The following is a 19,503-nucleotide window of genomic DNA, read 5'->3' as shown; positions in this document are numbered from 1 at the left end:
TAACAGGCAGTTACACTTTTTCAGCGGCGTCCGGCCTGATGGTTACCTGTACTTTCTGGATCCTCATTTTATTGACTTCCAGTACAGTGAAATCGAAGTTATTGTAGTTAATAACGCTGTTTTCTTCAGGAAATTTTCCGGCCAGTTCCAGTATAAGACCACCGAGGGAGTCGCTTTCGCCTTTTACGGGTTCAAATGTTTCAGGAGAGATGTTCATGATGCGGCAAACGTCGTTCAGCATGGTTTTGCCTTCAAATACGTAGGTGAAGTTATCTACTTTGTTGTAGTTAAATTCTTCTTCATCAAATTCGTCTTTGATATCGCCGATCACTTCTTCCATGATATCTTCCAGGGTTACAATGCCGGAGGTACCGCCAAATTCGTCCACTACTACGGCAAAGTGCATCCGTCTGCTCTGGAATTCAGAGAGCAGGTCTTCGATCAGTTTATGGCCATGTACAAAGAAAGGCTGGCGCATTACTTCGTGCCAGTCGAAGGTATTGCCTTTGTCGAGATGGGGGAGCAGGTCTTTGGTGTGGATAACGCCCACGATATTGTCCAGGTTGTCCTTATAAACAGGTAAACGGGAATAATGCAGGTCGGCTACACTTTTCACGATATCGCCGAAAGTGCTGTCGTATTCCACGCCGTTTACGTCCAAACGGCCGCGCATGATCTGTTTTACGGTGATATTGCCAAATTTAAGGATGCCTTTCAGGATATTTTTTTCTTCCTGGGAGGCGGTGGCGTCCACACTCATTTCGATGGCTTCATCGATTTCCTGGTAATTTACCGGGCCGCTGCCGCGGTGAAAGAAGCGGTCTTCGATGCTGGTGCTGAGGCCAACAAAAAAATCGCTGATGGGTTCCATAGTGGCATGGATACCGCTTACGAACCAGGCGAAATAGGTGGCAAAACGGATATTGTTTTGAGCGGCCCATACCCGGGGGAGTATCTGGCCGAAAAAGAGTAAGATGAGGCAGATCGCGGAAATCCTTACCAGGAGGGATACTACCGGCAGTGTTTGCAGGTCTTCCATCTGGGTAACGAGGTAATTGGTGATCATGATAAATGCGATCATGAGCAATACACCTGCAATTTGTAAGGAAGCGAGCAGTGATTTTGGCTTTTCCAGCAGTCTGGTGATCAGTTTGCCCGAGGCATTCTGGCGTGTTTTAAGCACATTCAGATCCTTGTGGTTAAGGGAAAAGAAGGCTACTTCCGCACCGGAAACAATAAAGGTTAGCAGGAGCAGAATAAAAATAACAAGCAGAAATACCACCACGTTAGGGGCGCCAATTGGTGCGCTGGCTTGTAAAAAATAGGATACGTAGCTTGCCGGAAGGATGCCCAAGATGTTCAACTTTGATGTAATTAATCAAAAAATAGGGGAAAGTAATTCATGGAATTGCTTTCCCTGCACGCAAATATAAGTAATGTCCCTATATGGGATTACGTACATTTAAAACTTAATATTTTTTTGCAACTAAAAAGGCAGATCGTCTGCTGGTTCGTTCAGTGAAGGGGGGATTTCCAGTCCCGGAAAACTTTCTCCACTGCCTGAACCCGTACTGCTATGGTGAGGTATGGGGTGATCTTGGTTGTTGAGGTCCATGCGTTTATCCAGCATAACCAGGTTATCTCCTACAACTTCGGTGGCAAATTTCTTATTGCCTTCTTTGTCTTCCCAGCTGCGGGTGCGCAAGCGGCCTTCAATGTAAACAAGACTACCTTTGTGCAGGTATTTCTGCGCCAGTTCGGCCAGTCCCCGCCATAGCACCACCGTATGCCATTCTGTTTGTGAAATGAGCTTGCCGGCTCTGTCTTTGAACGTTTCAGTGGTAGCCAGTGAAAATTTGGCTACTGCGATATTTCCTTCCAGAAACTGTACATCCGGATCTCTGCCCAAATTGCCTATCAGGATTACTTTATTAACACCTCTCATAGTTGTAGGTTTTTTTAGTCTATTGTTAAAAAGTTCTTCTTTTAATAAATAAACAACCTTCTTAAAGTTAATATTTTTTTCCAATCGATAGGGAAAAATTTCTTACTGGCAGCAGGTTAAGCCGGATTTCGTTACCGGGCACTATTCCTGAAGTGGCTTAACACTTAATGTATATTTTTATTCTCTATGCGTGCTCATTAGAATAATTGCAGGTGATTACTTTCCAGAAAGGTTGTGATGGTCTTTGGAAAAGCGTAGTTATTCAGGCTGCTGCGGGGCACCAGGGTATACCCCGGGATAGCCGGCGCCTTCTTCACCGTGATGCTGATAAACTGGCTGTGTATGGTTTGATGGGTGAGTTGTTGTTTAAACGGAGCCGACACCCGGTCTATTTCAAAAGGCGTTTTCCCCAGGATGGGGTCAATGGCTCCCGACGATTGCAGTGCCGTGATGTCTGAAGGGCCTGCTGTTTCGATGAGCACAAACTCATGCAGGTTCTGCCAGATATCGCTGTCTGTTCTCTTACGGATATATATATCTTCCTTATAGTGAACAAGGAGATAATTGAAATATCTTTTTTTGATCAGGAGTTTTTTTGTTTTTACCGGGAGATGTGGAACGAGTTGTTCATGCAGGGCCACGCACTTTTTGCGGAGCACACATTCCCCGCAAAGAGGTTGCTGAGGCTTGCATACCACTGCGCCAAAGTCCATGATACTCTGGTTGTATTCGGCAGAGAGGCTCTGTGGCAGCAGTTCCTGGGCGAGGGTGCCGAATTGCTTTTTTCCGGCGGTGCTGTCGATAGGCGTTTCGATTCCAAAATAGCGGGAGAGGACCCTGAAAACGTTGCCATCAAGCACGGCGTAGGGAAGATTGAAGGCAAAGGAGGCGATGGCGGCGGCTGTATAAGAGCCTATTCCTTTGAGCGCTTTGATCTGTTCATACTGGTCGGGGAACTTACCTTGATAGGTAGCCGTAATTTCCCGCGCGGCTGCCAACATATTTTTACAGCGGGCATAATACCCTAATCCCTGCCATAAACGGAACACTTCTTCATCTGGTGCGGCAGCCAGTTTTTTAACAGTGGGATAGTGCTGAATGAATCTTTCATAGTACGGCCAGCCTTGCTCCACGCGGGTTTGCTGGAGAATGATTTCAGACAGCCAGATCCGGTAGGGATTTTTTTCACCCTTCCAGGGCATGTTGCGGGTATTCGTTTCCCGGTTCCATTCCAGTAATTTTTCGGTAAAAAATTGTCGGGGTGATATCATTTATATATTATTTTAATAAAATTATTTAGTATATTGATATGGCAAATGCTGTACAAAAACCCTATAAGGTACAACGGATACCCATTTCCGGGCCTGCAAATAAATATAATTTATCGCCAATACCAGTTATAAGAAAAAATGATAAAATTTATTTGCTTAAAATTCAGCAATTAGAATTTTTAAATTAACTTTGAGAGTAAAGTAATCCTCTCGCTTTCATATGAGAAAAGCTGATTTAATTAACAACATTGCTGAAAAAACCGGCATCCCCAAAGTTGATGTGTTAGTCACACTTGAGGCCATGTTTAAAGAGGTGAAAGAAGCTCTTGCTAACGGAGAACACATTTATATCCGTGGGTTTGGAAGTTTTATCACAAAAAAACGGGCCGCCAAGATTGGGCGTAACATCAAGAAGAACGTAGCTGTGGAGATCCCCGAGCACTTTATTCCGGCATTTAAACCTTCGAAAGAATTTGTTGCTGAAGTAAAGAAGCTCAAAAGTTCTTAATTTTGCAGCCTAATAATTTAGGCGATGCAAAAATCACAAGTTCTTCTGGTGGGTGCTGCGGTAGCACTATTGGTGATATTATTCGCCTTTGGCCGTACTGTGCCCCGGTCGGAAAAGAAACCTATGTCATCTGCCGCCCCTATGCAGGGTGGACAGGATGTAGCACCTATTGCCTTCTCTGAACTGCTGGAAACCGCAAAAGGGAAAATTCCTGCTGAAAAACTTTTACAGGTAAATACCATTGAAACAAATGTTGTCCGCGGGGATGTGAAAACCCAACAGATAGCCGCGTACCATCAATTGTACAACACCTGGGACAGCCTCAACCAGCTGCCCGTAGCCGCATATTATCTTGGCGAAGCCGCTAAGTTGGAAAATTCCGAAAAAAGCCTCACCTTTGCAGCCAATTTATTTTTGGCCCACTTGCAACATGCAGAAGATCCGCGTGTAGCAAAATGGGAAGCCCAGCAGGCAATTACTTTGTTTGATCAGGCAATACAATTGAACCCGGCAAATGATACGCTGAAAATATCACAGGCTATGGTGTACATGAACACCGGTGAACCTATGACCGGCGTAGCCAAGCTGAGAGAAGTCGTTGCAGCACACCCTGATAATATCGACGCACAGGTTACTTTAGCTAACCTTGCTATTACATCAGGTCAGTACGATAAAGCTATCGAAAGACTGGAAGGCGTTGCGAAGAACCACCCGGATAATGCAAAAGTGTTATTTGTGCTGGCAGAATCGTACCGGAGCAAGGGAGACAAGAAGAAAGCGATTGAACTGTTTGAAAAAAGCAAACAACTCATGACCGATCCGGAACTGAAGAAAGAAGTAGATAGTTACATTAAAAGTATTCAATAATATTATTTTTCAATCATTTAAAAAAGTATCAGCGTATGCCTTGCGGTAAGAAAAGAAAAAGACATAAAATTGCCACTCACAAGCGTAAAAAAAGACTGAGAAAGAACCGGCATAAAAGTAAGAAGAAATAATTACTCCAGTTTCCCGCCATTTATACTAACAAGGTATGCTCCCGGCGCGGTGGTCGGATAAAAATTTTCATATATCCTGCATGATTCTAGCATTTACTTCTTAAATTGCTATAGTCATGCAGGTTGTTTCCATAGATCCCGCAATTGAATTCTCCGGACATTACCTGCAGTGATCGCTGAACCCTTAAGCAATCCATTCATCACGAACGTGAAGAAATACGCTAACTTTATAGGTGAGCTATTGTTTTGGTATGCAGTAAGCTGTTCTTAAATAGCCGTGTGCATAGCATAAAGGTGAAGTTTTAAAGGTTAAAATTTTGGACGCTTGAATAAGGAACTTATTATAAATGCGGCTCCCACAGGGGTGGAAATTGCGTTACTGGAAGATAAGAAGCTAGTGGAGTTACATCACGAAAGTGGCAATCCTAACTTCTCAGTAGGCGATTTGTACCTGGGTAAGGTGAAAAAGCTGATACCCGGCTTAAATGCTGCATTTGTCGACGTAGGCTTTGAAAAAGATGCCTTTTTACATTACACGGATCTCAGCCCCTATATCCGCTCCATTCTTAAATTTACTTCAATGGCCATCAGCGATAAAACGCCCGATGGATTTGATTTTACCAAATTTAAAAATGAACCGGAGATAGTCAAGACCGGTAAAATTACGGATGTACTGGGCGGCAAACCCAATATCCTCGTACAAATTCTGAAAGAACCCATTTCTTCTAAAGGCCCACGCCTTAGCTGCGAAATTTCTTTACCCGGAAGATTTATAGTGTTAACACCCTTTAATGATATTGTTGCGGTTTCTAAAAAAATCCACTCCTCCGAAGAAAGAAAAAGATTGCAGAAAATCGTGGAAGCCATCAAAACGCCCAACTTTGGCGTTATTGTACGCACCGCCGCTGAAGGAAAGAAAACTGCAGAATTACACGAAGATCTGACCACCCTCGTTCAAACCTGGAAAAATATCCAGGCAAATCTCAGTGGAGGCGTAGCCCCGCAAAAGATCCTGAGCGAGCAAACCAAAACTGCCAGCATCCTCCGTGACCTGCTCAATGAGAGCTTTAACCGCATCGTTGTAAACGATAAAAATATCTACACTGACACCAAAACGTACATCCAGAAGATTGCGCCGGAAAAGTCTGATATCGTTAACTATTACAACAACGGTTCCCCCATATTCGACAACTTCGGGATTACCCGGCAGGTGAAAGCCTCCTTCGGTAAAACCGTGAATCTCGACAGCGGGGTATACCTCATCATTGAAGCCACAGAAGCCCTGCACGTTGTAGACGTGAACAGCGGATACAAAAGCTCCAGCAACAACCAGGAACAAAATGCCCTCGCATCCAACCTGGAAGCCGCTGCTGAAATTGCCCGGCAATTAAGACTGCGTGATCTGGGCGGTATCATTATCATTGACTTCATTGATATGAAACTGCCGGAAAACAAGAAAGCCATCTTTGAAGCTATGGAGAAATTCATGGCCCAGGACAGAGCTAAACACACCATCCTGCCCATCTCGAAGTTTGGACTCATGCAAATTACCCGCCAACGGGTAAAACCTGAGATCACCATCTCCGTGGCAGAAGATTGTCCTACCTGCAGAGGAACCGGCAAAATCGGTGCATCCATGCTGATCCTCGAAGACATCGAAAAGAACCTGCAATACCTGCTCAATCACCAACACAAAGGTCTTACCATCCGCGTTCACCCTATATTGCATGCCTTCCTTACCAAAGGATTCCTGGCATCCAAACAATGGAAATGGTACTTCCAATATAAGAAATGGATAAAACTCAAAGCTGACTCCAATTACCATCTTACTGAATATCGCTTCTTTGACGCTAACGACGAAGAAATTAAATTATAAAAGAAAAGGTCCTGGTTTAACCAGGACCTTTTCTTTTTAATATCTGTAATCATCACGGGCAGGACTAAAACTGTCGATGATCTTACAATCCTCCAGCGCACGCCCGCCATGCGGCGTATCCGGCGGAATCACCAGTGTATCATGCTGCTTCAGCGTATACTTCCGGCCATCAAGGCTCATCTCAAACACACCTTCGGCTATATAAGTGATCTGCTCATGCGGATGCTGATGTACCGGCGATTCAAATCCCGCCTTTATCTCCCAGAAAGCCAACGTACTCTTACTGCCATGCACAAACCGGCCATAATGCCCGGCAATCGTATTTTTTACAGGAATAGTATCCAAAGGAGCAGGTTTGTTCATTTTTATATCTTTTAGATATTAAATATAGCTGATACACCAGATTTTAACAACGGTCTGAAGCGATAAGTATATATATTTCATACATTTACCGCATAATACCCTTCCAATCCCAACAGTTTGATTGTCATGTTTGTTTTAAGTAAATAATTCAACATCCATTACGCTTATGACTATACGTTTTTACTCCTCACTGGCCTTACTGACACTGATTATTTTTGCTGCCTGTCAGCAGCAGGGCGGCTCCCGGAAAAAAACAAAAGCTAGAGATACCACTCACTATACCAAACAGGAGTATATTGAACAAACGATCGACAGCAACTATGTAAATAATTTCCTGCAGTCACATACCTCGTATGACGCCTATGACGAATATATCCGCAACTTTTACCGTAAGCGCGATTACCATTTTGCCTGGATCAATAAAGATGGTCTTACCGAACAGGCAGGTAACTTCATCAACATGATGAAGAATGACGCGGCCTATGGTATTAAAGACAGCAGCCTGATGAACCCCGATCTGCAGCGGCTTACAGATACCCTGCTGGTGAGTGATGTGGGCCTGAAACCCGGCGATACCGCTATTCCCCGCATTGAAATGCTGCTTACCGCGCAATTCTTTGCCTATGGAAATAAAGTATGGGGCGGACTTACCGCTGATTCCGCCAAAGACCTGGAATGGTTTATCCCCCGCAAGAAAATTGATATGGAGAGCCTGCTGGATTCTATGGTGAGTAAAAAGACGAATGCTTTTGAAGATGATGAACCGGTAAACAGGCACTATATCATGCTGCGTCAGCAATTGAAGAAGCTGGCCCAGATTGAATCTTCCACCAAATGGGATTCCATCCGCACCACCCAGAAGAGTTTCAAAAAAGGAGATTCTTCTGAAGTAATTGCGGCAGTGAAAACCAGGCTGGAAGCCTATGGCGACCTGAAAGGAACAGATACCAGCCGTCAGTTCACAGTAGCGCTGGATTCTGCGCTGCGTAATTTCCAGCTGAGGATGGGACTGAAAGAAGATGGCCTCATTACCAAAGGCGTACTGGATGCATTGAATACGCCCGTACAGGATCGTATTCAAAAGATCCTGCTCAATATGGAACGTTTACGCTGGGTACCCATAGAGCCTACCACGGATTATATCCTGGTAAATATCCCGCAGTTTAAAATGCATGTGTATGATAAAGGGAAATTATCGTGGAGCTGTAATGTAGTAGTGGGTAAGCCGGGCGCCAGCACGGTTATTTTCACAAAAGACCTGCGTTATGTAGTGTTCAGTCCTTACTGGAATGTACCTCCGGGTATCCTGGGCGGTGAAGTGCTGCCCGGCCTTAAACGTAGCGGCAGCGGGTATCTTGCCCGTCAGAATATGGAAATAGTGGGCGCCAGCGGTAAAGTTATTGCCCCTGGCTCTATCAATTTTGCGAGATATTCGGGAGCGAATTTTCCTTACATCGTAAGGCAGAAACCTGGTGGTAAAAACTCACTCGGCAAAGTGAAGTTCCTGTTCCCTAACGAGTATAACATTTACCTCCACGATACGCCTGCACGTTACCTGTTTGGAGAAAACAAGCGTTCCTTCAGCCACGGCTGTATCAGGATTGCAGAGCCCAAGCACCTCGCAGAATGGTTGCTGCGTGGCGATTCATCCTGGACAGAAAAGAAAATTGACGACGCTATGAATGGTGGTAAAGAAAAGTTTGTAACGATAAAAGAAAAAGTACCCGTTTTCATTGTGTACTTCACCGCCTTTGTAGATAGCGAGGGACGGCTGAATTTCAGGGATGACGTGTATGGTCACGATAAAAAACTGGCAGCCTCTTTATTTGGTAAATAAAATAATATGAAATACAGCGGAGGGAAGAGCTTCCCCCCTCCGCTGTATTGCTGTAAAGTTAAGCCCCTACAGCGATTACAGAAATTTCTACGTTTACCCCTTTAGGTAACCCTGAAACCTCTACGGTTTCCCTGGCCGGGAAGTCGCTGGTGAAATAACTGCCATATACGTCGTTCACCTGCGGGAAAGTTTTCATATCTGTTATAAAGATGGTGGTTTTTACGATATGCTCAAACCCCAGTCCGGCAGCAGTAAGAACGGCCTGTAAATTCTTCATTACCTGGTGGGTTTCATCCACAATACCGGATTTGATCAACTCGCCGGAAACGGGATCCAGGGCTATCTGGCCGGATACATACAGGGTATTACCTGCTTTCACAGATTGGTTATAAGGCCCTATAGGAGCGGGCGCATTGTTGGTGTTAATGATTTGCTTTTCCATGAAAACGAAAGTAAATAATAATTGAGAACGCACCAATGTATGCGGAGCAGATGCATTATAATTAGTGATTCTTTATTAGGTTTGCCGAAATTTAACGCATGAATATCCTGGTAATAGCAGATGCACAGCGCTTTGATGAATTGCAGGAGAAGGGAATGGCGAAGCATCATGATGTACAATGGAAAACAAGCCTGGAAGAGGTCTTATCTCTCAAAGCGTTTGACCTGGTACTGGATCTTATTTTCGACGACCGGCCGGATCATGCGATGGTGTATGCAAAAAATCCGGGAATCCCGGTGCTGGCAGGGATAGTGAAAACGTCTTTGACCGAAATTATCGGCCAGTACGCGTTTGAGCAGGGATTCAATATCATGGGCTGCAACTTTCTGACCGGGCTGGTGAATATGCCGGTACTGGAAGTAACAGTGCTGGATGAAGGACAAAAGGAAACGCTGGATACCCTCATGTATAAGCTGGGCTGGGAATACCTGCTGGTAGCGGATGCTGTGGGACTGGTAACGCCGCGGGTGATATGCATGATCATTAACGAAGCTTTTCTTACGGCGCAGGAAGGCACTGCAACACCGGAGGATATTGATACTTCCATGCGTTTAGGCACCAACTATCCTTACGGGCCTTTCGAATGGAGCGAACGGATAGGCATAAAGCAGGTGTATGAAGTATTAAAGGCGGTACATGATGCAACCGGCGACGACCGGTACCAGGTAGCAGCCTCATTACAAACAGCCTACGAAGCGATTTAATTTTTTACATGGCACTTATACTGAATATAGATACCGCAACAACAACAGGCTCTGTAAGCCTTTCCCGCGATGGACAGGTGATTCAAACGCTGGTGAACGAAAAGCAGCAGGACCATGCAGCCACTATGATCGTGTTTGTTCAGCAGATACTAAAGGAGCAGGGCATTGTTCCTGCGCAGCTGGATGCGGTAGCAGTAAGTGCCGGACCGGGTTCCTATACCGGGCTACGTGTAGGCGTGGCTACTGCCAAAGGATTATGTTATGCCTGGAGTAAGCCGCTGCTGGCCATTTCCACGCTTCAGATGATGGCGCAGGGTTTAATCTCCGAAGTAAAAAATGAACAGGCGTTATATTGTCCTATGCTGGATGCCCGCAGGCAGGAAGTGTTTATGGGCTTGTATGATGCCCGCTTACAGGAGATCATGCCGCCACAGGCAATGATCCTGGAGCCAAATTCTCTTGATGAACAGTTGGCGGCGCACCAGATCTACTTCTTCGGGGATGGCAGCCCCAAATGGCAACTAATGATATCTTCACACAAAAACGCTATTTTTGCAGAATATGTGATAAGTGCTGCACATATGGCGCATTTGTCGGCGCAGGCTTATGAAAAAAAGCTATTCGTTGACCTGGCTTATTTCAGCCCTTTCTACCTCAAGCCCTTTTATTCTCCTCAAAAGCCCTGACATATATCTTAGTTTTGTCATAGAATAGTCAAATTACATCTAATTTGCAAGTATCCGGGGCATATATATGATAAATTAAGGTATGGAAATTTTTTTTATTGTGATAGATATTATATTTTTGTATAAATCGATTACCGCAATTGTTGTCTAACTGTTTGCGAGTACTGTCCGTTGATCCCTTTCATTTCATCATTTTTTTAAAACTATTATGCGATGGAAAAAACATTATTAACTACCTCTTCTAATACTCTTATTATTTCTAGAGGTACCAATGAAAAAGACCAGATCAAATTGGATTACATTGCCGTAAAGAAAGCTGCTATGGTTTTACGTGCTATCAACCATAAGCTGCGCCAGCAGATGATTAAGCTGCTGGAAGATCACAAGAAAATGACCGTGACGGAGATTTACGTGAAATTGCGTCTGGAACAATCGGTAGCATCGCAACATCTCGCCATATTAAGGCGTGCTGGCATTGTAATTACAGAAAGAGATGGTAAGTTTATTCACTACACCATCAACAAGCAACGTATTGCTGAAGTGGCGAAGTTTGTGGAAGAACTTGTTGGTTAAAAGCATTGATCCGTGTATCACTACGGAAAGTATTATATAAAAAAGTAGCCATACGGCTACTTTTTTATTTTGGTATAGATTTTATCCATAAGTGTACAGCCTCAGAAGTTGTAAATTTGTAAAAATCAAAAACCATGTACGTAAAACAATTGTACACCAGCTGTTTGTCGGAAGCGGCATACTTCATAGAATCCAACGGGGTCGCGGTAGTGATTGACCCGTTGCGTGATATTGAAGTATACCTGGATCTGGCAAGAGAACGCAACGCTACCATTAAATACATCTTTGAAACTCACTTTCACGCTGACTTTGTTTCGGGACACCTGGAACTGGCAGAAGCTACCGGCGCAAAAATCGTATATGGCCCGGACGCTGAAACCAGCTTTGATTCCTACATAGCAAAAGATGATGAAGTATTTGAGATCGGCGCAGTAACCCTTAAAGTGCTGCACACACCCGGGCATACCCTGGAATCTTCCTGTTACCTGTTATCAGACGAACAGCAACAGCCGTACGCCGTATTTACCGGAGATACCTTATTCGTTGGAGATGTAGGCCGCCCCGATCTTTTCAGCGGCAACCTCACCAAAGAAGAACTGGCCGGATACCTGTTCGATTCGCTCAACAACCGGATTAAAACATTACCGGACGCTGTAATCGTATACCCCGCACACGGCCCCGGCTCTGCCTGCGGCAAAAACCTGGGACCAAATACCTACAGCACCATCGGTGAGGAAAAAGCCACCAACTACGCATTACTGGCTACAGATAAAGATAAATTTATAGAAGAAGTGACCAGCGGTTTAGCTACACCGCCATCTTATTTCCCTATCAACGCAAAAATAAACAAGGAAGGATACGATGCGTTGAAAGCGGTAATGGAAAAGGCTATGCAGCCACTTTCCCCTGCTGAATTCAAAGCAAAAGGTAAAGTAGGAGCACTGATCCTCGATACACGTCCGGCTACTGAATTTGGCGATGGATATGTACCCGGCGCTATCAGCATCGGTTTGGAAGGACGCTTTGCGGAATGGGCCGGCAGCCTCCTGCCGTTTGACCAGGACATTATCCTGGTTACCCCTATCGGTAAAGAAGAAGAAACCGTGGTAAGAATGGCACGTGTAGGTTTTGATAACGTTGTCGGCTATCTGAATGGTGGCTACCCTGCATGGGAAGCAGCCGGCGAAGCAAAAGATATGATCATCACCGTAGAAGCAGACGAATTGGCAATGGACATTCCGCATGATCCCAACCTGGTGATCATCGACGTTCGTAAGCCTATCGAATTTGCTGATGGCCACATCAAAAATGCGCTTAACATTACCCTCGGTGATATGATGGACCCGGGAAAATTAGCAGACCTGGAAGATAACCACAACCTGTACGTACATTGCCAGGGTGGTTACCGCAGCATCATTGCCTGCTCTATCATGAAAAGAGAAGGGATCCACAATTTGCGTAACATAGAAGGCGGTTTCGCTAAAATGAAGGACCAGAAAGCATTACAGGTAGTTCAGGAAAAAACAGTACTGAACTAATTTCCGCTATATTTTTAAACGGGAGCGATAAAAAGAAGCATGATCTTCTTCTTATCGCTCCCGTTTTCTTTTGGCTATTCCCCGCGTATTTGTTAACTTCTTGCTACAAAATTGTTTAGGCATGACAATCAAAACCCTGGCAATAGCGTTGCTGATGTTTATGAACATGCTGATGTTCGCCTGTAAACCTTCGGATGCAGAGTTAAAAGAAGAGGTGAATGAAAAGCTGAGTAACATTCCCGGTATCACTGCAGATGTGAAGAACGGGGTAGTGATGCTTAGTGGTGAGGTGAGCGACGAAGTGGCCAAATCGGCCGCTGAAGACGCGTTAAAAGGATTGAAAGGAGTGAAGTCGGTACAGGATAATATTACCGTAAAAACAGCCGTAGTAGCCCCGACTGCCCAGCCGGCATCGCCTGCCCCGGCAGCACCCAATACTGACGATCTCCTGAAACACTCACTCGATTCTGTGTACGCTGCACGGAAGTTTAACAACGTTAGGGTTACTGTTTCAAACGGGGAAATCACCCTCGACGGAATGGTGAAAAAGAAAAACGTTCGTAGTATGCTGCAGATTGCACAACAGTTCTCCGCAAAAAAAATAACGAATAACGTACAGGTTAAATAAAATAGTGTGGTAAAAGCATGAAGCAACACAGGAGATAATGAGGTATCCATCTCCTGTAAAAAAAACTATTTTTTACTTCCCTTTATATTCATGTTTCCAGCGCCGGTGGCTCCACACCCATACTTCAGGCTGTTCATGAATATTTTTTTCGAGATATTTTACAAAAGCTTCTGTGATAGCGCCATCGGGCTCCTGTTGCGGATTTTCAAAGGCCAGCTTCAGTGAAGCATGATAATAACCCCTTTTTACCTTACGGATGTCCACAAACACTACGGGGATATTGCTTCTTTTAGCGCCCATTTCCGGACCTTTATAAAACGGCGTCATTTTATTGAGGAAGGGGTACCAGTAGCAGCTGCGTGGGTTTCCGGGATTCTGATCTGCCACCAGCGCAATTAAATATTGTTTGTTGGTCCATGCCCGCATACTGTTGCCCATATCGTTTGCTGGAATGAGGATGGTGCCGAATTTTTCCCTGAAATGACGGAACATCCGGTCGGCCGGCCTGCTCGTAAGCGGCATATATACTACCAGGAATGGAAATGCCACGCCCTGCATACAAAACAGGTTTGCCCACTCCCAGTTAAAGTTATGCCCGAGGTGTAACTGGCAGCTTTTACCCTGTGCATATAATTCATGCAATACCGTAAGGTCGCACTGGAACCGCTTTTGCAGCTGTGCTTTGCTCATGGTAAGCAGTTTGATGGTTTCCACCATCATATCGGTAAGGTTGTGATAATATTTTTTAGCGAGAAGGGTGAGTTCTTCCTTTGACTTATCCGGAAAGGCCTGGGTCAGATTCTCCATCACTACTTTCCTGCGATACCCGATCACATAGTACACCAGCACGTATAGTACGTCGCTGATGAAGTAAAGTACCGGGAATGGCAATATGGAAAGGCTATAGCAAAAAGCAAGCAGCAGATAATACATATTCCTGATTGTTGTAAATCCAACGCAAAGGTAATGAAAGACAGCCGTTTAGCTTACAGTACAATGTTTTGTACCAGTTCGCTCTTAAACGGATAATCGGTGTTGAAATGAAGTCCCCTGCTTTCTTTGCGGAAGGCGGCTCCTTTTACGATCAGGTATCCTGCCGTAATGAGGTTACGCAGTTCGCATAATTGCGGCGATACCATTGTTTTTTCGTAGAGGTCTTCCGTTTCTTCATGCAGGATATCCATCCTGCGGAGGGCGCGTTGCAAACGTACGTCTGTTCTTACAATCCCTACGTAATCGCTCATGATCTGCTTCAGCTCTTTCAAACTTTGGGTGATCAGGATCATTTCTTTGGGTGCGCTGGTGCCGGTGGCATCCCAGTCGGGTACATTTTCTTTGAACTCCAGTAAATCTATTTTGCTCGTGGCATCCATAAAGCAGCGATGGGCAAACACCATTGCTTCCAGCAGTGAGTTGGATGCAAGACGGTTGGCGCCATGAAGCCCGGTGCTGGCGCATTCGCCACAGGCATACAAGTTACGGATAGAGGTGAGCCCCCATTCATTGGTTTTAATACCGCCACAGCTGTAATGCGCGGCAGGCGATACCGGGATCATCTGATGGGCCACATCAATTCCTGCGGCCTTACAGGTTTCATAGATATTGGGGAAATGATGAATAAACTTCTCCAGGTCCATGTGCCGGCAATCGAGGTATACATGTTCTGTACCGGTGATCTTCATTTCACTGTCGATGGCGCGGGCCACAATATCGCGCGGAGCCAGCGACAGGCGTGGATCGTATTTGTGCATAAAGTCTTCCCCGTGGATATTCCGGAGAATACCGCCATCGCCTCTTACTGCCTCGGTGATGAGGAAGGAAGGGCTTACACCTGGCTGGTAAAGGGCTGTAGGGTGAAACTGGATGAACTCCATGTTTTCGATACGGCCCTTTGCGCGGTACACCATTGCCACGCCATCGCCGGTAGCGATGTTGGGATTGGTGGTACTGCGGTATACCTGTCCATTGCCACCGGTAGCCAGCAGGGTTACTTTAGACAGGATCTTTTCTATTTTATTGGTAGCGAGGTTGAGTACATATACCCCGTAGCATTCTATATCGGGCGTGGATTTGGTGACCAGGTAGCCCAGGTGGTGCTGGGTGATGAGATCTACCACGAAGCAATGTGTGACCAGTTCTATATTTGGACGTTGGTGGATGGCCTCCAGCAGCGCGCGTTCAATTTCCTTGCCGGTAACATCCTTGTGGTGGATCACCCTGAAAACGGAGTGCCCGCCTTCGCGGCCGAGAGAGAAATCGCCATCGGCATTTTTGTCGAAGTTGGCGCCCCATTCGATGATCTCGTTCACTCTTTCCGGCCCTTCGGTTACCACGATCTTTACTATCTGTTCGTTACAGAGCCCGTCGCCCGCGATGAGCGTATCTTCTATATGTTTCTCGAAACTGTCATTCTCCAGGTCATTTACCACCGCAACGCCGCCCTGGGCGTATTTGGTGTTGGTTTCATCCTCCCGGCTCTTTGTAATGACGGTGATCTTTTTATCCGGACACTGTTGTGACACCTTGAGCGCATAAGTGAGCCCTGCAATTCCTGAACCGATGACAAGAAAGTCTGTTTGCTGCATAGTTAGACAAAAGTAAGAATTACCGGCTAATTTTTACCCGGAAGTACTCCGTACTGCCATATACCAGTCCCCATTGCGCAAAACCATAGGTGAGCATCACCAGGATATTGCCACCTGGAAACGGATGATAGAATTTGCCCACTGCTATCATGGCATCTGAAATCACAAATAATATAGCGCCAGCCAGGGAATACCAGCCGGTAGGTTGCCGCCGGAAATGAAAGGCATGCAGTACGCATTGTACCAGGAAGAAAAGGGTGATTGAATACGCGATAACGGGTACGGCTAAACTGCCCAGGTAGGGCAGGAGGAAAAGAATAAACAGGATAATGACAACAGCGTTGAGGAATATGTACGGATACCGGCACAGCGGTACCGGCAGATTGCTGTATCTTATTTTCAGGAAGAAGACACAATACATCACCTGTGCAATGAAAAAGCTGCCGAGGCCCGGCAGGAAAAGGTTTTCAAACAACAGCAGGTCATCTCCCAGGGAAGAAAAGAATAATGCCAGCAATAAAAAGATACGGAATGAACGGGGCATTTTTACATTGGTATACAACACATACACCGCCAGTAAAATCATCAGCAGCGGCTTGGTGGCATACCGGTATTCCTCCCTGCCAAAGGCAATCAACAGGATATCAGCCAATAGTACAAGAAAGTAAATAACCAAATGCTTTGGGCGGAACATGGAAAGGGATTGTATCAGTAATTTACAAATATTTCTGCTAAGTATTTAACAGGATATAAAACGTAGTGCCATTACCGTTAATGCCCGGACTGATCACTTTCAGCTGTCCGCCATGCATTTGTATGATTTGTTGAGACAGGCTCAAACCAATGCCGGACCCTTTCTTCTTGGTAGTAAAGAAAGGGATGAATATTTTGTTCATGGCGTCTTTATCAATACCAGGGCCGTTGTCTGTAATTTCAATGCATATCTGCTGGATGTTGTTAAGATACAGCTTCATGCTGATGGTCGCTTCCGGCGTATGTTCCAGTGCATCCATTGCGTTTTTGACAAGGTTGATCAACACCATTTGCAACTGCGATATATCCGCATGGGTCTCCATATTTTCGGCGTCTGTTTCTACGGAGAACCGGATGCCTGCCTGCTTCATATCTGCCTGGAACAGGCTGCTCACGGAGTTTACCAGAGTTCTTACATTAACCGTAGTAAACTGGGGTTGCGGCAGGGTGGTATAATCGCGGTAGGCATTTACAAAGTTCATGATGCCTTTGCTGCGGCTTTCTACTGTTTGCAGGGCTTCACGTAAGTCGGAGATTCCTTCCTGGTGTTGTGCGCCGGGAGCTATATCCAGGTCCACAATTTCCTGCATGGTACCAATCAGCGATACAATGGGCGTTACAGAATTCATGATTTCATGGCGCAATATTTTGGTAAGGTTTTGCCATGCTTCCAGTTCTTTTTTCTGCAGTTCCGAATGGATATTCTGGATGGAAATAAGTTTGATGAGCCGTCCCTGCAAACGTACGGTAGCAGCGTGAATAGACAGTTGTTGTTCCTGCCTTGTGGCATACAGTGTTTTATTGCCCGACGACAATTCCATCAGCAATTCCGACAGGCCCGGATGAACTGTTTTCAGCTCATGGATATTACGCAGCCGGTAGATGCCCATCAGGCGGAATGCCGCGGGGTTAATGAGTTCTATTTTGCCTTCTGCATCAAATGATAATACTCCAATGCTGATGTGCTGCACAATGGTATCGATATATTTCAGGTTAGCTTCTTTCTCTGCCCGGGTTTGCCGGAAGGCCTCCAGTACTTCGTTGAACTGGTGGTTGAGCATACTGAAACTTTTACCGAGTTTATTGTCGGCGCTGAAGCGGATGGAGAAATCTTCGTAGCGGATAGACTCGAGGAACAGGGTGAGTTTACGGTTAATCCGGTTGAGGTAATGATAGATACCGTACAGCTGTATTAATACCAGCGGGATCAGCAGGAATGTGAGTGGCTGCATACTGTGCATGAACAGCCAGATAGCGGCTGTGAGCGTGGCGGCCAGCAGGATAACCCGTAAGCTGATATTAATGCTGAAACGATTCATTGGAGCGCTTTTAGCTATTGGCTTTCAGTGATTATTTAACCGCTGAAAGCCAACGGCTATATGTTATATTTTTCCAGTCTTCTGTAAAGGGCGGCCCTGCTAAGTCCCAGTTCTTTGGCAGCTTCGGTGATGTTGCCGTTGCATTTTTTCATCGCCTGGGAAATGATGTTGCGTTCCATTTCTTCCAGGTTATAGCCGGTGTCCATTGCCTGATCGGCATTGTTGTTACTTTTCACAAACACATCTTTGGGCTGGAGTGTTTTTCCCTGTGAGAGAATCACGGCTCTTTCCAGTGCATGTTGCAGTTCGCGGATATTGCCGGGCCAGTCGTACCGCTGCAGCTGGGTGATGAGTGATTCGTGCATGCTGTTTACCGGGCGTTTATATTTATCGCGGTACAGCTGCAGGAAATGTTCTGCCAGCGGGATGATATCTTCCACGCGTTCACGCAGTGGCGGCAGGTGTATTTCGATGGTATTGATACGATAGAGCAGATCCTGTCTGAACAGGTGTTGCGCAGCCATGTGCGAGATGTTGCGGTTGGTGGCGCAGATCAGTCTAACGTCGATGGGTATACTTTTATTGGAACCTACTTTTGTAACCGACCTGTTTTGCAGTACAGTAAGCAGTTTTGCCTGGAAGGGGATGGAAATGTTTCCTATTTCGTCCAGGAAGATGGTGCCGCCGTTGGCTTCTTCAAAGCGGCCGGCGCGGTCTTCGCGGGCATCGGTGAAGGCGCCTTTTACGTGGCCGAACAGCTCACTTTCAAAGAGGGTTTCGCTGATGGCGCCGAGGTCTACGCTTACGAAGGGTTTGCTGCTCCGGTTCGACTGTGCATGTATCTGGCGGGCCAGCATATCTTTACCGGTACCGTTTTCACCGAGGATGAGGATATTGGCATCCGTGGCGGCTACTTTGGATACGGTATCAAATACGGCGAGCATACCGGGGCTTTTACCGATTACCTGGTTGCCGGGATGATGTACCGCAGCAGGTGGTTTATCCTGTTGGGCTGCACGTTTGTTGTAGGCTGTTTGAATAGTGGCAAGAAGCTTTTCGTTTTCCCAGGGTTTGAGCACAAAATCAACTGCACCGGCCTTGATAGCCCTTACCGCCATTTCCACGTCGCCATAAGCAGTGAATAATACAACGGCCGTTTCCGGTTTTATATCCAGGATCCGATCGAGCCATTCAAAGCCTTCTTTTCCGCTGCTCAGGTCGCGCGTAAAGTTCATATCCAACAGGATTACATCGTAATCGAAGTTGGATACGAGATAGGGTATTTTTTGCGGATTCTTCTCAAAATCAACCTGTTCGAAATGTCTTTTAAGTAACAGGCGGGCTGCACGTAAAACATCTACATCATCATCAACAATTAAAATCTTTCCTGGTTGCATGGTAGTCATATGCGAATGGT

At 45.7% G+C, this 19,503-nt stretch carries 19 protein-coding genes; 9 read left to right on the top strand and 10 right to left on the bottom strand.

The annotated features are described in order from the left end of the window. Positions 1–10: 10 nt before the first annotated feature. The 3 genes from gldE to mutY all read right to left on the bottom strand — a co-directional run bounded on the left by gldE (position 11) and on the right by mutY (position 3,216). Positions 11–1,363, bottom strand: a complete 1,353-nt coding sequence (gene gldE / locus B5Z18_RS20090) for a gliding motility-associated protein GldE (RefSeq protein WP_227024458.1) — start codon at positions 1,361–1,363, stop codon at positions 11–13. A 123-nt stretch (positions 1,364–1,486) separates the two neighbouring features. Beyond that, the gene (locus B5Z18_RS20085) at positions 1,487–1,945 is read right to left on the bottom strand and encodes a single-stranded DNA-binding protein (protein ID WP_079471287.1); all 459 of its coding nucleotides are present in this window, start codon (positions 1,943–1,945) and stop codon (positions 1,487–1,489) included. Positions 1,946–2,142: 197 nt separating this feature from the next. After that, positions 2,143–3,216, bottom strand: coding sequence for an A/G-specific adenine glycosylase (mutY, locus tag B5Z18_RS20080; RefSeq protein ID WP_079471286.1), 1,074 nt, complete (start codon positions 3,214–3,216; stop codon positions 2,143–2,145). A 220-nt stretch (positions 3,217–3,436) separates the two neighbouring features. On the opposite strand from mutY, the gene B5Z18_RS20075 reads away from it, so the two are divergent. From B5Z18_RS20075 to B5Z18_RS20065, 3 genes are all read left to right on the top strand, one after another. Then, positions 3,437–3,724 carry an HU family DNA-binding protein gene (locus B5Z18_RS20075; protein WP_073084475.1) on the top strand — a complete coding sequence of 96 codons (288 nt, stop codon included), beginning with the start codon at positions 3,437–3,439 and terminating at the stop codon, positions 3,722–3,724. A 24-nt stretch (positions 3,725–3,748) separates the two neighbouring features. Further along, a complete protein-coding gene (locus B5Z18_RS20070; RefSeq protein ID WP_079471284.1) occupies positions 3,749–4,591 on the top strand; it encodes a tetratricopeptide repeat protein in 843 nt (280 codons plus the stop codon). A gap of 456 nt (positions 4,592–5,047) precedes the next feature. Next, a complete protein-coding gene (locus B5Z18_RS20065; protein WP_079471283.1) occupies positions 5,048–6,598 on the top strand; it encodes an Rne/Rng family ribonuclease in 1,551 nt (516 codons plus the stop codon). Between the two features lie 36 nt (positions 6,599–6,634). Here B5Z18_RS20065 and B5Z18_RS20060 read toward each other — a convergent pair whose 3' ends face one another. Beyond that, positions 6,635–6,961 (bottom strand): cupin domain-containing protein, encoded by a 327-nt coding sequence (locus B5Z18_RS20060; RefSeq protein WP_079471282.1) that lies wholly within the window; start codon positions 6,959–6,961, stop codon positions 6,635–6,637. A gap of 166 nt (positions 6,962–7,127) precedes the next feature. On the opposite strand from B5Z18_RS20060, the gene B5Z18_RS20055 reads away from it, so the two are divergent. Continuing rightward, complete coding sequence (locus B5Z18_RS20055) at positions 7,128–8,798, top strand: L,D-transpeptidase family protein (protein ID WP_079471280.1); 1,671 nt, start codon at positions 7,128–7,130, stop codon at positions 8,796–8,798. Between the two features lie 58 nt (positions 8,799–8,856). On the opposite strand, the gene B5Z18_RS20050 is transcribed toward B5Z18_RS20055, so the two are convergent. After that, the gene (locus B5Z18_RS20050) at positions 8,857–9,240 is read right to left on the bottom strand and encodes a RidA family protein (protein ID WP_079471279.1); all 384 of its coding nucleotides are present in this window, start codon (positions 9,238–9,240) and stop codon (positions 8,857–8,859) included. A gap of 98 nt (positions 9,241–9,338) precedes the next feature. On the opposite strand from B5Z18_RS20050, the gene B5Z18_RS20045 reads away from it, so the two are divergent. From B5Z18_RS20045 to B5Z18_RS20025, 5 genes are all read left to right on the top strand, one after another. Beyond that, positions 9,339–10,004: a 3-hydroxyacyl-CoA dehydrogenase family protein gene (locus B5Z18_RS20045; protein WP_079471278.1), complete on the top strand. Its 666-nt coding sequence runs from the start codon at positions 9,339–9,341 to the stop codon at positions 10,002–10,004. An 8-nt stretch (positions 10,005–10,012) separates the two neighbouring features. Continuing rightward, complete coding sequence (gene tsaB / locus B5Z18_RS20040) at positions 10,013–10,690, top strand: tRNA (adenosine(37)-N6)-threonylcarbamoyltransferase complex dimerization subunit type 1 TsaB (RefSeq protein WP_079471276.1); 678 nt, start codon at positions 10,013–10,015, stop codon at positions 10,688–10,690. Between the two features lie 213 nt (positions 10,691–10,903). Beyond that, entirely contained in the window at positions 10,904–11,263 is a 360-nt protein-coding gene (locus tag B5Z18_RS20035) for an ArsR/SmtB family transcription factor (RefSeq protein ID WP_012788619.1), read from the top strand. A 134-nt stretch (positions 11,264–11,397) separates the two neighbouring features. Then, positions 11,398–12,801, top strand: coding sequence for an MBL fold metallo-hydrolase (locus B5Z18_RS20030; RefSeq protein ID WP_079471275.1), 1,404 nt, complete (start codon positions 11,398–11,400; stop codon positions 12,799–12,801). A gap of 121 nt (positions 12,802–12,922) precedes the next feature. Then, positions 12,923–13,429, top strand: a complete 507-nt coding sequence (locus B5Z18_RS20025) for a BON domain-containing protein (protein ID WP_079471274.1) — start codon at positions 12,923–12,925, stop codon at positions 13,427–13,429. Between the two features lie 72 nt (positions 13,430–13,501). Here B5Z18_RS20025 and B5Z18_RS20020 read toward each other — a convergent pair whose 3' ends face one another. The 5 genes from B5Z18_RS20020 to B5Z18_RS20000 are packed head-to-tail and all read right to left on the bottom strand — an operon-like array spanning position 13,502 to position 19,492. Beyond that, the gene (locus tag B5Z18_RS20020) at positions 13,502–14,362 is read right to left on the bottom strand and encodes a lysophospholipid acyltransferase family protein (protein WP_079471272.1); all 861 of its coding nucleotides are present in this window, start codon (positions 14,360–14,362) and stop codon (positions 13,502–13,504) included. Positions 14,363–14,415: 53 nt separating this feature from the next. Beyond that, a complete protein-coding gene (gene nadB / locus B5Z18_RS20015) occupies positions 14,416–16,014 on the bottom strand; it encodes an L-aspartate oxidase (RefSeq protein WP_079471271.1) in 1,599 nt (532 codons plus the stop codon). Positions 16,015–16,033: 19 nt separating this feature from the next. Further along, positions 16,034–16,708, bottom strand: coding sequence for a lysoplasmalogenase (locus tag B5Z18_RS20010; RefSeq protein WP_079471270.1), 675 nt, complete (start codon positions 16,706–16,708; stop codon positions 16,034–16,036). A 37-nt stretch (positions 16,709–16,745) separates the two neighbouring features. Further along, positions 16,746–18,086: a sensor histidine kinase gene (locus tag B5Z18_RS20005; protein WP_079471269.1), complete on the bottom strand. Its 1,341-nt coding sequence runs from the start codon at positions 18,084–18,086 to the stop codon at positions 16,746–16,748. A gap of 56 nt (positions 18,087–18,142) precedes the next feature. After that, on the bottom strand, positions 18,143–19,492 hold the full coding sequence (locus B5Z18_RS20000; protein ID WP_079471268.1) for a sigma-54-dependent transcriptional regulator: 1,350 nt from the start codon (positions 19,490–19,492) through the stop codon (positions 18,143–18,145). Positions 19,493–19,503 lie beyond the last annotated feature (11 nt).

Source organism: Chitinophaga ginsengisegetis, from assembly GCF_900168065.1.
Classification (GTDB): domain Bacteria; phylum Bacteroidota; class Bacteroidia; order Chitinophagales; family Chitinophagaceae; genus Chitinophaga; species Chitinophaga ginsengisegetis.
Note: the sequence above shows the minus strand (reverse complement) of the source record. Positions and strands in the feature narration are given on the sequence as shown.

Coding starts and splice junctions, on each gene's coding strand:
- B5Z18_RS20075 (WP_073084475.1), top strand. CDS start 3,437: ATGAGAAAAGCTGATTTAATTAACAACATTGCTGAAAAAACCGGCATC.
- tsaB (WP_079471276.1), top strand. CDS start 10,013: ATGGCACTTATACTGAATATAGATACCGCAACAACAACAGGCTCTGTA.
- B5Z18_RS20005 (WP_079471269.1), bottom strand. CDS start 18,086: ATGAATCGTTTCAGCATTAATATCAGCTTACGGGTTATCCTGCTGGCC.
- B5Z18_RS20060 (WP_079471282.1), bottom strand. CDS start 6,961: ATGAACAAACCTGCTCCTTTGGATACTATTCCTGTAAAAAATACGATT.
- nadB (WP_079471271.1), bottom strand. CDS start 16,014: ATGCAGCAAACAGACTTTCTTGTCATCGGTTCAGGAATTGCAGGGCTC.
- mutY (WP_079471286.1), bottom strand. CDS start 3,216: ATGATATCACCCCGACAATTTTTTACCGAAAAATTACTGGAATGGAAC.
- B5Z18_RS20035 (WP_012788619.1), top strand. CDS start 10,904: ATGGAAAAAACATTATTAACTACCTCTTCTAATACTCTTATTATTTCT.
- B5Z18_RS20050 (WP_079471279.1), bottom strand. CDS start 9,240: ATGGAAAAGCAAATCATTAACACCAACAATGCGCCCGCTCCTATAGGG.
- B5Z18_RS20045 (WP_079471278.1), top strand. CDS start 9,339: ATGAATATCCTGGTAATAGCAGATGCACAGCGCTTTGATGAATTGCAG.
- B5Z18_RS20055 (WP_079471280.1), top strand. CDS start 7,128: ATGACTATACGTTTTTACTCCTCACTGGCCTTACTGACACTGATTATT.
- B5Z18_RS20020 (WP_079471272.1), bottom strand. CDS start 14,362: ATGTATTATCTGCTGCTTGCTTTTTGCTATAGCCTTTCCATATTGCCA.
- B5Z18_RS20025 (WP_079471274.1), top strand. CDS start 12,923: ATGACAATCAAAACCCTGGCAATAGCGTTGCTGATGTTTATGAACATG.
- B5Z18_RS20070 (WP_079471284.1), top strand. CDS start 3,749: ATGCAAAAATCACAAGTTCTTCTGGTGGGTGCTGCGGTAGCACTATTG.
- B5Z18_RS20030 (WP_079471275.1), top strand. CDS start 11,398: ATGTACGTAAAACAATTGTACACCAGCTGTTTGTCGGAAGCGGCATAC.
- B5Z18_RS20000 (WP_079471268.1), bottom strand. CDS start 19,492: ATGACTACCATGCAACCAGGAAAGATTTTAATTGTTGATGATGATGTA.
- B5Z18_RS20010 (WP_079471270.1), bottom strand. CDS start 16,708: ATGTTCCGCCCAAAGCATTTGGTTATTTACTTTCTTGTACTATTGGCT.
- B5Z18_RS20085 (WP_079471287.1), bottom strand. CDS start 1,945: ATGAGAGGTGTTAATAAAGTAATCCTGATAGGCAATTTGGGCAGAGAT.